The sequence below is a fragment of the Methylobacterium sp. 2A genome, assembly GCF_009806555.1.
GTDB lineage: Bacteria > Pseudomonadota > Alphaproteobacteria > Rhizobiales > Beijerinckiaceae > Methylobacterium.
The window spans coordinates 1-13,819 of the sequence record NZ_VUOK01000012.1 but is presented as its reverse complement, the minus strand read 5'-3'; the positions used below and the strand labels follow the sequence as shown (position 1 = coordinate 13,819).

General features: G+C 69.9%; 14 protein-coding genes and 1 tRNA gene. 7 read left to right on the top strand and 8 right to left on the bottom strand.

Annotated features, from left to right (window positions below):
• Window positions 1–234: 234 nt before the first annotated feature.
• From FVE89_RS06060 to aroQ, 4 genes are all read right to left on the bottom strand, one after another.
• A complete protein-coding gene (locus FVE89_RS06060; RefSeq protein WP_160533141.1) occupies window positions 235–1,680 on the bottom strand; it encodes an amidase in 1,446 nt (481 codons plus the stop codon).
• A gap of 117 nt (window positions 1,681–1,797) precedes the next feature.
• On the bottom strand, window positions 1,798–2,877 hold the full coding sequence (pyrC, locus tag FVE89_RS06055) for a dihydroorotase (RefSeq protein ID WP_160533140.1): 1,080 nt from the start codon (window positions 2,875–2,877) through the stop codon (window positions 1,798–1,800).
• A gap of 11 nt (window positions 2,878–2,888) precedes the next feature.
• A complete protein-coding gene (locus FVE89_RS06050) occupies window positions 2,889–3,590 on the bottom strand; it encodes an orotate phosphoribosyltransferase (RefSeq protein ID WP_160533139.1) in 702 nt (233 codons plus the stop codon).
• A gap of 141 nt (window positions 3,591–3,731) precedes the next feature.
• Complete coding sequence (gene aroQ / locus FVE89_RS06045; protein WP_160533138.1) at window positions 3,732–4,181, bottom strand: type II 3-dehydroquinate dehydratase; 450 nt, start codon at window positions 4,179–4,181, stop codon at window positions 3,732–3,734.
• Between the two features lie 175 nt (window positions 4,182–4,356).
• Here aroQ and FVE89_RS06040 point away from each other — a divergent pair, with 175 nt between their 5' ends.
• Together FVE89_RS06040 and FVE89_RS06035 are read left to right on the top strand one after the other, a co-directional pair.
• Entirely contained in the window at window positions 4,357–5,199 is an 843-nt protein-coding gene (locus FVE89_RS06040) for a 3-keto-5-aminohexanoate cleavage protein (RefSeq protein WP_160533137.1), read from the top strand.
• Between the two features lie 44 nt (window positions 5,200–5,243).
• A tRNA-Gly gene (locus FVE89_RS06035) sits at window positions 5,244–5,317 on the top strand.
• Between the two features lie 35 nt (window positions 5,318–5,352).
• Here the strand turns inward: FVE89_RS06035 and FVE89_RS06030 are convergent.
• Together FVE89_RS06030 and FVE89_RS06025 are read right to left on the bottom strand one after the other, a co-directional pair.
• Window positions 5,353–5,793: a YetF domain-containing protein gene (locus FVE89_RS06030; protein WP_160533136.1), complete on the bottom strand. Its 441-nt coding sequence runs from the start codon at window positions 5,791–5,793 to the stop codon at window positions 5,353–5,355.
• Between the two features lies 1 nt (window position 5,794).
• Window positions 5,795–6,316 carry a hypothetical protein gene (locus FVE89_RS06025; RefSeq protein WP_160533135.1) on the bottom strand — a complete coding sequence of 174 codons (522 nt, stop codon included), beginning with the start codon at window positions 6,314–6,316 and terminating at the stop codon, window positions 5,795–5,797.
• 266 nt (window positions 6,317–6,582) lie between these two features.
• Between FVE89_RS06025 and FVE89_RS06020 the strand changes: the two genes are divergently transcribed.
• From FVE89_RS06020 to FVE89_RS06005, 4 genes are all read left to right on the top strand, one after another.
• Window positions 6,583–6,912, top strand: a complete 330-nt coding sequence (locus FVE89_RS06020) for a CsbD family protein (protein ID WP_160533134.1) — start codon at window positions 6,583–6,585, stop codon at window positions 6,910–6,912.
• Between the two features lie 159 nt (window positions 6,913–7,071).
• Window positions 7,072–7,359 (top strand): MTH1187 family thiamine-binding protein, encoded by a 288-nt coding sequence (locus FVE89_RS06015; RefSeq protein WP_160533133.1) that lies wholly within the window; start codon window positions 7,072–7,074, stop codon window positions 7,357–7,359.
• 117 nt (window positions 7,360–7,476) lie between these two features.
• Window positions 7,477–9,795 (top strand): FdhF/YdeP family oxidoreductase, encoded by a 2,319-nt coding sequence (locus tag FVE89_RS06010; protein ID WP_160533132.1) that lies wholly within the window; start codon window positions 7,477–7,479, stop codon window positions 9,793–9,795.
• A 50-nt stretch (window positions 9,796–9,845) separates the two neighbouring features.
• Window positions 9,846–11,195 carry a pentapeptide repeat-containing protein gene (locus FVE89_RS06005; protein ID WP_160533131.1) on the top strand — a complete coding sequence of 450 codons (1,350 nt, stop codon included), beginning with the start codon at window positions 9,846–9,848 and terminating at the stop codon, window positions 11,193–11,195.
• A gap of 37 nt (window positions 11,196–11,232) precedes the next feature.
• Here FVE89_RS06005 and FVE89_RS06000 read toward each other — a convergent pair whose 3' ends face one another.
• A complete protein-coding gene (locus tag FVE89_RS06000) occupies window positions 11,233–11,703 on the bottom strand; it encodes a MarR family transcriptional regulator (protein WP_160533130.1) in 471 nt (156 codons plus the stop codon).
• 131 nt (window positions 11,704–11,834) lie between these two features.
• On the bottom strand, window positions 11,835–13,274 hold the full coding sequence (gene selA / locus FVE89_RS05995) for an L-seryl-tRNA(Sec) selenium transferase (RefSeq protein WP_160533129.1): 1,440 nt from the start codon (window positions 13,272–13,274) through the stop codon (window positions 11,835–11,837).
• A 197-nt stretch (window positions 13,275–13,471) separates the two neighbouring features.
• On the opposite strand from selA, the gene FVE89_RS05990 reads away from it, so the two are divergent.
• Window positions 13,472–13,819: sugar phosphate nucleotidyltransferase (locus FVE89_RS05990; protein WP_246730516.1), on the top strand; the 348-nt coding region annotated here is incomplete at its 3' end.

Below are 13,819 nucleotides of genomic sequence, written 5' to 3'. Positions count from 1 at the left end.
CCCCGCGGCGGCCGCATGATCCGGAACTGGATCAGGGTTGGCGCACGGAGTGTCGGGCCTCTTAGCGGAGCGCGCTGGGCGGGTCAACGCATCCGTGCGTGCGTTTGTCCGCGTTCAATCCCGGATCAGGTTCCGCTTCGCTCCACCTGTCCGCGAAAGGGTGGTGCTTAAGAACGAAGCGCCACGCCCTTTCCCGGGCGCAGGCAGCGGAAGCCGAAGGCGGCCCGGATCCGGTCAGTTCAGCGGCGGCGGATATCGCCGAACCCAGTTGCTCGCCGCGTCATAGGCGGCACCGAGCTGCAGGCAGGCGAGTTCGCCGTGGTTCCGGCCCACGATCTGGATGCCGGTGGGCAGCCCGGCCTCGCCGAACCCGGCCGGGATGTCGAGCGCCGGCAGGCCCGACATGGTCACGGGGATCACCGTCTGCATCCAGCGATGGTAGGTGTCCATCGCCCGGCCGCCGACCGTTTCGGGCCAACGCAGGTCCTTGTCGAAGGGGAAGACCTGGGTCGTCGGCATCACGAGGTAATCGTAGCCCTCCATGAAGCGGCGCAGGGTCTCGTACCAGCGCGTGCGACCCTCGAGCGCCGCGATGATCCGGTCTGATCCGAGGGCGAGCCCCCGCTCGACCTCCCAGGCGGCCTCCGGCTTGAGCAGCGCCCGGTGGCGGGGCTCGTCGTAGAGGGGGCGGAGGTTTGCCGCGACGGTCAGCGCCCGCAGCACCAGCCAATCCTCCCAGAGCGCTTCCATGTCGAAGCGCGGCACCGCCTCCTCGACGGTGCAGCCGATCGCCATGAACGTGCCGAGGGCGGCGCGACCGACGTCGAGCACGCCGGGATCGAACGGAATCTGGCCGCCGCAATCGCCGAGCCACGCGATGCGTGTGCCGCGAAAGTCCCGGGCGAGCGGGCTCGCGAAGGCGGACGGATCCTGGCGGATGGAATTCGGGCAGCGCGGATCGTAGCCCGCCTGGACGGACAGCAGCAGGCCGATATCGGCGGGCGTCCGCCCGATCGCGCCGAGCACGGCGAGGCCGGGGCTGAACACGTCCTTGGCCTCGGCGGGGATCCGGCCCCAGCTCGGGCGCAGGCCGTAGCAATTGTTGAAGGCCGGCGGGTTGCGCAACGATCCGGCATGGTCGCTGCCGTCGGCGACCGGCTGCATCCGCAGGGCCACCGCCACCGCGGCGCCACCGCTCGACCCGCCCGCGCTCTTCGTCACATCGTAGGGATTGGCGGTGGTGCCGTAGACCTGGTTGAAGCTGTGCGAGCCGAGGCCGAATTCAGGAACGTTGGTCTTGCCGATGAAGATCGCCCCGGCGGCGCGCAGGCGGCTCACCATGATCGAGTCCGCGTCGGCGATCCGGTCGGCGAAGATCGGCGAGCCCTGGGTGAAGGGCAGGCCGCGGACCGCATCGAGATCCTTCACGGCCAGCGGGAAGCCGTGCAGCGGGCCGACAGCCTCGCCGCGCGCCAGGGCTCCATCGGCGGCCTCCGCCTCCTGCAGGAGCGCGGCGTCGTCCCGCAGGGCCACGATGGCGTTGACCCGCGGGTTGAGCCGATGGATCCGCTCCAGATAGGCGCGCATCACCTCGACGCAGGAGACCACCCGGCCGCGGATGGCGGCGGCGAGGTCGACGGCGCCCATGGCCGTGATGCCGTCCGGTCGCGTATCCTGCATCGTACCGCTCCTTCGCCCTGGCGGTCTGCTCCGACCGCTTGGCGATGCAAAATCGGACGCCAGTCTTATCGAGCACAGCCACGAGATGCTGCGCGGCGCGCCCGTTTGGTTAGGTCGTCATGCCACCGCCCAGGGCAGCGTCTCCTCCCCCCGGAACACCACAACCGCGGTATCCTCCACCGCCATGGCCTCGGCGATGCGGCTCTCCCGGCGCTCCAGCGTTACCGTCCCGGCATTCGGCTCCAGCCCGTGGAAGCGGGCGCCGTTGAGCGACGCGAAAGCCTCGAACCGATCGAGCGCCCCCTCCTCGTCGAAGACCTGCACGTAGGTCTGGAGCGCAGAAGGCCCGCAGAACACGCCGGCGCAGCCGCAGGACGCCTCCTTGGCGCCGCGGACATGGGGGGCGGTGTCGGTGCCGAGATAGAAGCAGGCCTCGCCCGAGGTTGCGGCCTTGCGCAGGGCCAGCCGATGCCGCTCGCGCTTGGCCACCGGCAGGCAGTAGAGGTGCGGGCGCAGCCCCCCCTGGAAGATGTGCGTGCGGTTGATCACGAGGTGGTGCGGCGTGATCGTGGCCGCGCACCGGCTCCGGTGCTCCCGGACCACGTCGAGGATCTCCGCCGTGGTGGCGTGCTCCACCGTGACCTTCAGCCCCTGATGGCGGCCGAGCAGCGGGATCAGGCTGCCCTCCATGAAGGCGGCCTCGCGGTCGAAGATGTCGATCTCCGGGTCGGTCGCCTCGCCGTGGATCAGCAGCGGCATGCCGATCCGCTCCATGCGCTCCAACACGGGGGCGATCCCGAGGAGATCGGTGACGCCCGCATGCGAGTTCGTGGTCGCGCCGGCCGGGTAGAGCTTGGCGGCGACCCAGACTTTTTCCGTAAAGCCCCGCTCGATCTCGTCCGGATCGGTGTCGTCCCGCAGGTAGCAGGTCATCAGCGGCGTGAAGTCCTGGCCCTCGGGCAGCGCGGCGAGGATGCGCTCGCGATAGGCTTGCGCGGCCGCGACCGTCGTCACCGGCGGCACGAGGTTCGGCATGATGATGCCCCGGGCGAACTGTGCCGCCGTGTAGGGCAGCACCGCCTTCAGCATCGCGCCGTCGCGCAGGTGGATGTGCCAGTCGTCCGGCCGGCGGATCGTGATCCGGTCGACGGGCTTCGTGTCCTGGCGCTCGGCGGGGAACAGGTCGGCGACGCCCATCGCGAAACCTCTCAGGCCTGACCGAAGGCGGAGATGCCGCCATGCGCCGCCGACCATGCGGCCGGGGCGTTGAGGAAGCTCTCGACCTCGGCCAGCGTCTTCGGGTCGAAGGTGCCCATCTCCTTGGCGACCGCCAGCACGTCCCACCACGTGGTGAGGTAGTGCAGCTTGATGCCGATCTCCTGCATCAGCGCGGCGCTGTCGGGGAAGATGTCGTAGTAGAACAGCACGAAGCAGTGATCGACCTGGGCGCCGGAATCGCGCAGGGCCTTGCAGAAGTTGACCTTGCTGCGCCCGTCGGTGGCGAGATCCTCGACCAGCAGGGTCCGGGCGCCCTCGACGATCTCGCCCTCGATCTGCGCGTTGCGACCAAAACCCTTGGGCTTCTTCCGGATGTACTGCATCGGCAGCATCATCCGGTCGGCGATCCAGGCGGCGAAGGGGATGCCGGCGGTCTCGCCACCCGCAATGTGGGTCAGCTTCTCGTAGCCGATCTCGCGCACGATCGTGGCGGTGGCGAAATCCATCAGCGTCGCGCGCAGGCGCGGGAACGAGATGATCTTCCGGCTGTCGGTGTAGACCGGGCTCGCCCAGCCGGAGGTGAACTTGAACGGCTCGTCCTTGTAGAAGAGGACGGCGCCGATCTCCAAAAACATCTTGGCCGCCTCGCGGGCGATGACTTTCCGGTCGAGGGGCAGGAAGGGGCTGGACATGCGGCGTGCGCGCTCCGCTTGGGCGCTCTCCGGGGCCTGAAGACCGGTCCGGCCGGGGCGAGCGCGTGGAAATAGGGCCTGACCGCCCTCCTCCGCCCTGTCTCCGCCAGCGTCAACCCTGAACGGCGCGCTATCCGCGCTTCACCCAGTCTGGCCGGCCCGCAGATGCGCGAGGTGCCGGATCGCCAGCGCGTAGCCATGCGTGCCGAAGCCCGCCAGCACGGCCGTGGCGGCGAGCGAGACGTAGGAATGATGGCGAAACGCCTCGCGCCGGTGGACGTTCGAGATGTGGCACTCGATCACCGGCACCTCGCAGGTATTGAGCGCGTCGAGGATCGCCACCGAGGTGTGGGTGTAGGCGCCCGCATTGATCACGATGCCGGCCGAGCCGACGCGGAATGCGTGAATCGCCTCGATCAGCACGTGCTCTGCGTTGCTCTGGCGGCAATCGACCGCGAGGCCGAAGCCCGCGGCGGTCTCGCGGCACAGGGCCTCGACGTCGGCCAGCGTCTCGCGGCCGTAGATCTCGGGCTGGCGCTTGCCGAGCAGGTTCAGGTTCGGCCCGTTCAGGACCAGGATTGTGTCGTTCATCGTGTGCCTCGCGGCCGGAAGAGGTGCGGCAAGCGCCGGCAAGACACAAGTCCAGGCTGTCATCCGGCCGGAGATGTCCCGCATAAGGACCCGCTAGGCGCACCGGGCGGTTCTGGTCCTGGTTCCCCAGCGCTATCCCGGAGCGCGCGAGGGGATGGAACAGGGAGGAAGACGGATGGCAGCATCCCGGAGCGACACACCCGTGGTGATCGCGGTGGCGATCACGGGCTCGGTGCCGCGCAAGAAGGACAACCCGGCCGTCCCGGTCACGGTGGCCGAGCAGATCGAGTCGACCCATCAGGCCTTCGAAGCCGGCGCCACGCTCTGCCACATCCACGTGCGCAACGACGACGAGTCGCCCTCCTCCGATCCGGACAAATTCGCCGCCGTGCAGGAGGGCCTGCGCAAGCACTGCCCCGGCATGATCGTGCAGTTCTCGACCGGAGGCCGCGGGCGCGATCCGGCCGCACGCGGTCTGTCGCTGAAGCACCGGCCCGACATGGCCTCCCTGTCCACCGGCTCGGTGAACTTCCCGACGATCGTCTACGAGAATTCCGCGAGCCTCGTGACCGACCTCGCGAGCCAGATGAAACAGTATGGCGTCCGCCCCGAGATCGAGATCTTCGACCTGTCGCACCTGCACGGAGCCAAGCGTCTCGTGGAGGCGGGCCTGATCGACCCGCGCCCGCACGTGCAGTTCGTGATGGGCGTGCAGAACGCGATGCCGGCCGAGGCGCACCTGCTCGACATCCTGCTCGCCGAGACGCGGCGGATCCTGCCGGAGGCGACCTGGACGGCCGCCGGGATCGGCCGAAACCAAGCGGTTGTGATGGACTGGGCGCTCGCCCGCGGCGCGGACGCGGTGCGCACCGGCCTGGAGGACAACATCCGGGTGACGAAGGACCGGCTTGCGGCGAGCAACGCCGAACTGGTCGGGCTCGCCGCAGAGGCCATCGCCCGGCATGGCCGGCGGGTTGCCACCCCCGCCGAGGCCCGGGCCGCGCTGGGCCTCGACTGAACCACCTTCTCACGCGCGGGCCGGCGTGCTAACGCTCCGCCCGCGCGGGTGTAGCTCAATGGTAGAGCAGCAGCCTTCCAAGCTGAATACGAGGGTTCGATTCCCTTCACCCGCTCCATCCCGGCATTCTGGCCGGCGCGGCGCCGGGTGCCCTCACGCCTTCTCGATGACGGAGACCTTGCCGTCGCGTTCCACGATGGCGACCGCGACCTTCCCCAGATCGTCGAGCCCCTGCTGACGCGCGGCGGTGCGCACGTCGGCCTGCTGCATGCGCAGGCGCCGCATGTTGGTCTCGTCCCAGTCCCCGTCGCGGTAGACGACGATGGGGGTGCCGTCGACGATGCGCTCGAACCACACGAAGCGCAGCTTCAGCCACGACACCGAGACATGCATCAGTCCGACGGTGAACAGGGCACTCATCGCGCCTGTGAAGGAGTGGTCATCGCCCAGGATGGCGCTGACGCTCATGCCGCCGAACAGGAACAGCACCACCATGTCGATAGGCGCCTGCTGGCTGGCCGTGCGCCGCCCGATAAGCCGGATCACGAACAGGACGATCAGATAGGCGGCCGCGGCCTTCAGGACGGTGTTCATGTCAGGGCACCGCGTATTGCGACCAGGTCAGGGTTTCGCCGGCATCGAGGCGAGCGGTCAGGGTGATCCCGGCCCGGAAGGCGGGCGATCCGGTGAACCGGATCAGGGCATGGCTCTCCCCGGCCTGGACCGGAAAGACGAGGCGGATGTTGCCGCCGGCGATCTCCCAGGTCGCCGGCCGGGGCGTAATGCTCTCGAGGCCGAACTGGTCGACCAGATCCTTGGCGATGGTGACCGCGACCCTGTCGCCGTCCGGCGGCACCCGTGTGTCGAAGCGGATGATCGTGGGTGCCCCGAAGCGCACGATCGGTTCGTAGCGGATGCTGATCGAGTGATCCGCGTTGGCGAGGGTGCGCTCGCTGAACGGCCCGTGCCCGAGGAAGCCCAGGGCGCAGACGAGGACGAAGGCCAGCATGACGAGGCGGCCGGCGATTTCGGCCCAACGCCAGCGTTCCTCGAAGTCGGGGTAGAAGCCCGCCGCGATCTCCTGCGGCATGGGGGGATCGTCGTGGATCACCTCCATGGTGTCCTCCTGCAAGCGCGGCCGCGGCAACGGCCGACAGCGCTACGCGCGCCGACGCCGCAGGTTCCGGCCGCGCGCGTGATCCGCATCCGTACGGCAGGGTTAAGGATGCCGGGCGCCGGAACACGCGGTACGGGCATCCCGGCCGATCCGCCTTGGTGCCCTCGGCACCGCGGCGCCGCGCGTCGTAATTGCAGGACCCAAACCTATCTGGGGTAGCCGGCGCGGACCGTTCCGGGTTCGGGACGACATCATTGGAGGACGTCATGGTCGACACGGACAGGATCACGGGGGCCGCACGGGAACTCGGCGGGAAGGTGCAGGGCGCGGTCGGCGACCTCGCCGGCTCGGACCGTGATTCACTCGAGGGGCGCTTGAGCGAGGCGCAGGGCGCCGCCGAGAACCTCTACGGCCAGGCCAAGGATGCCGTCCGTCACGCCGCCGACACGGTCTCGGAACAGGCCGAGGATGCCTACGATCAGGGGCGCCATTACGCGTGGGAAGGCCACCAGAAGTCGGTCGCGTGGCCCCACGCCTCGCTCGTCGTCGCCGGCCTCGTCGGCTTGGGCCTCGGGCTCCTGATCAGCAAGCTCTGATCCGCGGCGGGTCGGGGCACGCGCGGGCGGCGGGCTGGGCGGAGGTGTGCCGCATCTGGCCTGAGTCCGGATCAGGCGCAGTGCACCGCCCGCCGTATCGCGCGTTCCGTCCGCAGGGCGCGTTGCGGCGCGCCCACCATTCACCGGGGAAGAACCACCATGAAAGTCTCCGCCGACCTGTGCATCGTGCCGATGGGCGTCGGCCCGTCCGTTTCGCCCTACGTCCGCGAGGTCAAGGCGATCATCGAGGCGAGCGGGCTGACCGCCACGATGCATCCCAACGGCACCAACATCGAGGGGGAGCTGTCGGAGATCTGCGCGCTGGCGGAGCGGTGCGAGGCGAAGCTCGCCGAGATGGGCGTCCAGCGGACCTTCTTCACGCTGATCTTCTCGACCCGCCGGGACAAGGACCAGACCATGGCCGACAAGCTCGCCGCCGTCTCCTGACCGGCGCCGCGCGGCGATTCGGGCCGGGCCGGCAGCCGCAGTGACGCGCCCGTGATCCGACTCGGCCCTCGCGCGTTCATCCCATCCGGTCACTGGGGTACCGGACGGGAGGACGGGATGGCCGAGCAGGAGACCGGTGCGGTGCGGATCGAGCCCTATGACGGCCCGGCGGGGGGCTGGGGTTCGGCCCGGTCGCTGGTCGAGATCCTGACCCGGGAGGGCGTGCCGATCACCGGTTCGGCGCTGCTGCTCAAGCAGAACAAGCCGGACGGCTACATGTGCACGTCCTGCGCCTGGGCGAAGCCCGCCAAGCCGCTGGCCTTCGAGTATTGCGAGAACGGCGCCAAGGCGACCGCGTGGGAGCAGACCCGCCGCCGCGCCACCCCGGACTTCTTCGCCGCCCACACCGTGACCGAGCTGCTCGGCTGGAGCGACTACGCCCTGGAGGAGCAGGGCCGGCTCACCCATCCCCTGCGCTACGATCCCGAGACCGACCGCTACCGGCCGGTCGCCTGGGGCGAGGCCATGGCCGAGATCGGCCGGGAGCTGATGGCCCTGCGCGCGGCGGATCCCAAGTCGGTGGTGTTCTACACCTCCGGCCGGGCCTCGCTGGAGACCAGCTACATGTACGCGCTGCTGGCGCGGCTCTACGGCAACAACAACCTGCCGGATTCCTCCAACATGTGCCACGAGCCGACCTCGGTGGCGCTGCCGCAATCGATCGGCGCGCCGGTGGGGACTGTCCTGCTGGAGGATTTCGAGACCACCGACCTGATCCTGTTCTTCGGCCAGAATGTCGGCTCGAATTCACCCCGGATGCTGCACCCGCTTCAGGAGGCACGGCGCCGGGGGGCGCAGATCATCACTTTCAACCCGCTGCGCGAGCGCGGCCTGGAGCGCTTCACCGATCCGCAATCACCGGTGGAGATGCTGACACGTTCCTCCACCCGGATCTCGACCCAGTACCATCAGGTCAAGGCCGGCGGCGATCTCGCGGCGCTCACCGGCCTGTGCAAGGCGCTGCTGGCGATGGACCGGGAGGCGGAGGCGGCGGGCAAGCCCCGGGTGCTCGACCACGCCTTCATCGCCGAGCACACCCATGGCTTCGACGCGTTCGTGCGCTTCTGCGACGGCCAGGACTGGGCCGCGCTGGAGCGGCGCTCCGGGCTGCGGCGGCAGGGGCTGGAGGCGGCCGCCGCGGTCTACGCGCGTTCCAAGGCCGTGATCGGCATCTACGGAATGGGCCTGACCCAGCACCGCAAGGGCACCGAGACCGTGCGGATGCTGGTCAACCTGCTGCTCCTGCGCGGCAATATCGGCAAGCCCGGCGCCGGGATCTGTCCGGTGCGCGGGCACTCGAACGTGCAGGGCCAGCGCACCGTCGGCATCACCGAGAAGCCGGAACTGGCGCCCCTCGACAAGCTCAAGGAACTCTACGATTTCGAGCCGCCGCGCGAGAAGGGCCTGAACACGGTCGAGGCCTGCGAGGGCATCCTCGACGGCAGCGTGAAGGCCTTCATCGGGCTCGGCGGCAATTTCTTGCGGGCGATTCCCGATACCGGCCGGATGGAGCCGGCGTGGCGGACGCAGCGCCTGACCGTGCAGATCTCGACCAAGCTCAACCGCTCGCACCTCGTACCCGGGGCGGTGTCCTACATCCTGCCCTGCCTCGGCCGGATCGAGATCGACCGGCAGGCGAGCGGGCCGCAGGCGGTCTCGATGGAGAGTTCCACCGCGCAGTTCCACGGCTCCCGGGGAACGTCGGACCCGGTCGGGCCGCAGGTGCGCTCCGAGCCCTGGATCGTCGCGGAGATCGCCAAGGCGACCCTGCCGGTGAACCCGCGGATCGACTGGGATGCCTGGGTCGCCGATTACGGCCGCGTGCGCGAGGCCATCGAGGCGACCTACCCGAAGGTGTTCCACGACCTGAACGGACGGATGTTCCAGCCCGGGGGCCTGATCAAGCCGCTGGGCGCCCGCGACCGGAAATGGGAGACGGAAACCGGCCGGGCCAACTTCGCGGTGCTGGCGGGCCTTGAGTCCGATCCGGACCTGCCGGCGCGCGGCCCCGATGTCCTCGACCTGATCACGCTGCGGTCGAACGACCAGTTCAACACCACGGTCTACGGATACGACGACCGCTTCCGCGGCGTGAAGGGCACCCGCGCCGTGCTGTTCATGAACCGCCAGGACATCGCGCGGCTTGGGCTGAAGGATGGCGGCGGCGTCGACGTGGAGACGGAGGCGGGCGATCAGGTGACGCGGCGCGTGAGCGGCCTCCGGGTGATCGCCTACGATATTCCCGAAGGAAATTGCGGCGGCTACTATCCGGAACTGAACGTCCTGCTGCCGCTCTGGCACCATGACGAGCAGGCCAAGACGCCGGCCGCCAAGGCGATCACGGTGCGGGTGACCGCGTCGACGCGCCTGGCCTGAGGGAACCGAGGCGTCTGGCGCGCGGTCGCTCTATCCGGCAAGGAACCGCCATGGATCAGGCGACGCCACCGGACGCGCAGCTGCGCGCCTTCCTCGACCGGATCGCCGGGGGCTCGCCCGTGCGGGAGGCCGGGTGCGACCTGTCGCACCTGCGCGCCTCCCGGGACGCCCTCGCGGCGGAGAACTTCGACGCGAGCAGGGGGGCGGATCCCGAATCGGGCGGCCTGCCCCTCGCGGAGGCCGACCTGTCCCGGGCCCGCATGGAGGAGGCCGACCTTTCCGCGGCGAACCTGCGGCGAGCCAATCTCGTGGGCGTGGTCGGGCGCTCGACCCGCTTCACCGGCGCGATCCTGGAGGCGGCCGACCTGTCCGACGCGGACCTGTCGGGGGCCGATTTTTCCGGCATCGTGGCGGGTCAGGTTCGGTTTGCGGGCGCCATGCTGGAGGATGCCCGCTTCGGGCAGGCCGCGATGCGCTTCGCCGACCTGTCCGGCGCGCTCCTCGACGGGACGGATTTCGCGGGCGCCGACCTGTGGGGTGCGGATTTCACCGGGGCGGACGCCGACGACACGGTGTTCCGCGACGCGCGGCTCGACGAGGCCAAGCTCGCCGACGCCAACCTGACCCATGCGGATTTTGCCGGCGCCAGCCTCGCGAAGGCGACGCTCGCGGGCTCGCGCCTGCGGGGGGCGAACTTTTCGGGGGCGAAGCTCGACGGGGCGGACCTCTCGGGCGCCGACCTGTCCGACACCGACCTCGTGCGCCTGAATCTCGCCACCTGCCGGTTGCGGCATGCCCGCTTTTCGGGGGCGTGGCTCAATGGGACGCGGATGAGTGTCGAGCAGCTCGGCGGCGCGGTCGGCGAGGAGGTGGCGGGCGCCTTCGAGGCCGCGCAGGCGAGCTACCTCGCCCTGGAGCAGAACTGGAAGAGCATCGGCAGCCACGACGCGGCGAGCTGGGCCTACAAGCGCGGCCGCCGAATGGGGCGCTTCCACGCCGGCCAGCAGGCCCGTGCAGCCTGGGGCGCACGGGACTGGGCGGGCGCGCTGCGGCACGGCTACCGCTGGAGCGCGGACCGCTTCGTCGAGTGGTTGTGTGATTACGGCGAGAGCCTGTCGCGCATCGCCCGGGCCTTCGCGCTGCTGATCGTCGTGTTCGGCGGTCTCTACGGCCTGACGGGCGGCCTGATCATCCTGGAGGGACCGGAGGCGGGGCCGACCTACAACCCGCTCGATCTCCTGAGCTACAGTGCCCTCAACATGATGACCGCGAACCCGCCGGAGATCGGCCTCAAGCCGACCGGCCGGGTCACCAACCTGCTGGTCGGCATCGAGGGCGCGGTCGGCATCATCCTGATGGGCCTTTACGGCTTCGTCCTGGGCAACCGCCTGCGGCGGTGAGGACCGCGAAGCGGCTCATCCGATCAAGGCTGCGCTCTCACTCGCCTACACTCAGCCGCTCGATCACGAGGCTCAGATCCTTGCGCAGGGCCCGGATCTCCGGCTCGCTGAGTTCGAGCTGGCACATCACGGCCTCACGGACCGAGACCGCATCGGCGCGCAAAGCCGCGCCCTCCGGCGTCAGCGCGATCTCGACCTCACGCTCGTCCGACTGGCGGCGGGTGCGCAACAGGAAGCCCGCGCTCTCCAGGCGCTTCAGCACCGGCGTCAGCGTGCCGGAATCGAGACGCAGCCGCCGGCCGATCTCCGACACCGTGACGCCGTCCTGCTCCCACAGCACGAGCAGCACGAGGTATTGCGGATAGGTCAGCCCGAGGCGTTCCAGCAGCGGCCGGTAGGATTTCGTCATCCGATGCGCGGCCGCGTAGAGCGCGTAGCAAAGCTGATTGTCGAGGAGGAGCGGATCGGTCTCGCGCTCAACCTCCGCCATGTCGGCACTCTGCACCATATCGTTCGCCTATCGCGGTCCGGGCACCGCACCTCTCGACCGCGACCGCGGGGTTGTCATTATACCACAAGACATGAAGCCGGCACATGAGCTTCACATAGGGATCTCTGTCTCTCAACAAGCCCGTGAGCTCAGGATGATGGCAGCGCCACCGAGGCCAGACTATCGAGGAGGCCGGCCTCGTCCTCCAGCGTACGTAGATCCAAAAGAATCACGTCGTCGCTGATCCGGCCGATCACGGGGACCGGCAGCGCGCGCAGGCGCTCGGCGAGGCGCTTGCACCGCCCCCCCGCGCCGCGGCGCGACGGTCCGCCCTCCGCGTCCGGGGTCAGCACCAGCGCGGCGCTGGGCAGGGTCTCCACCGGCAGGGCGCCGGATCCGATCTGGCTGATGCAATCCGCCACCGAAACGGTCGCCCAGCCGGCGAGGCGTTCCGCCACGGCGGGGGCGAGGCGCGCCGCCTGCGCGGCGATCGCCGCCCGGTCCCGGGTGAGCAGCCGCAGGGTCGGCAGTTCCTCCGCCAGCCGCTCGGGGTGCAGGTAGAGCCGCAGCACCGCTTCGAGGGCCGCGTAGGTCATCTTGTCGACCCGCAGCGCCCGCTTCAGCGGGTTCTTGCGCACGCGGGCGATCAGATCCTTGCGGCCCGCCACGATGCCGCACTGGACCGCGCCGAGCAGCTTGTCGCCGCTGAAGGTGACGATATCGGCCCGCTCCAGGGCGGCCCGGACGGTGGGCTCGGGCGGCAGGCCGTAGGCGGCGAGATCGAGGAGGCTGCCGCTGCCGAGGTCGTCCGCCAGCGGCACGCCGCGCTCCCGGCAGAGGGCGTGCAGGGCCTCAGGCTCGGCGGCAGCCGTGAAGCCCGCGATGGCGTAATTGCTCGGATGCACCTTCATCACGAGGCCGGTGCGCGGGCCGATCGCCTCCGCGTAGTCGCGCAGATGGGTGCGGTTGGTGGTGCCGACCTCGCGCAGCCGGCAGCCGGCCCGCACCATCACGTCCGGCACCCGGAACGAGCCGCCGATCTCCACGAGCTCCCCGCGGGAGACCACGACCTCCTTGCGCATGGCGAGCGCGTTCAGCACCAGCAGGACGGCCGCCGCATTGTTGTTGACGACCACGGCGGCCTCGGCGCCGGTCAGGCGGCAGATCAGGGCCTCGACATGATCGTCCCGCTCGCCGCGGGCGCCGGTCGCGAGGTCGAATTCCAGGTTGCTGGCCTGCACCATCACGGCGGTCACCGCCTCGGCGGCCGAGCGGGGCAGCAGGGCGCGCCCCAGATTGGTGTGCAGCACCGTGCCCGTCAGATTGAACACCGGCCGCAGGGAGGGGCTTCGCTCGGCCGCGAGCCTTCGGGCGGCCTCCGCCCGAATCGCACCATCGTCCGGCACGAGGCCACCCTCGGTGCGCAGGCCGGCGAGCACGGCCCGGATCGCTCCGGTGAACGCCGTGCGGCCGTAGGCGGCGAGATCCTCCGAAGATGCGCCCCCGACGAGGCGCTCGACCGACGGGATCCGTCGCGGACCCTGCGCCGCGTCATTGGGTGTCGAAGGGGTCTTGGCGGGTGAATGCATTGCAGGACCAGAGATAACGATCCGGCTGCGCTCAGCCAGCCCAGACGGGTGCGGATAATCCGCGCCGGTTGTTCCGGCCCCATCGCGCCGTTAAGGGCAAGTCTCGAAAACCGTGGGCGCCGGCATTCCGCATCCTTGCGGCCTAGACCGGGCCGCGCGATCACGCCACGACCGCAACCCGCCGCGGGAGACGCCGCATGTCCCGATCATCTGCCCCGATTTATCCGATGATCCTGTGCGGGGGGACGGGAACGCGCCTGTGGCCGGCCTCGCGCGAGAGCATGCCGAAGCAGTTCGCCAAGCTGGTGGACGCGAAAGTCTCGACCTTCCAGGCCAGCCTGGAGCGGGTCGCGGACGCGGGTGTCTTCGCCAGGCCCACGGTGATCGCCTCGGCCGAGGCCCGCTTCATCGTCGCCGAGCAGCGCGACCAGCTCGGGCTCACCGCCGACATCCTGCTCGAGCCGCAGGGCCGCGACTCCGCCGCCGCCGTGGCGGTCGCCGCGATCCACGCCGCCGCGAGCGATCCGCAGGCCGTCGTCCTGATC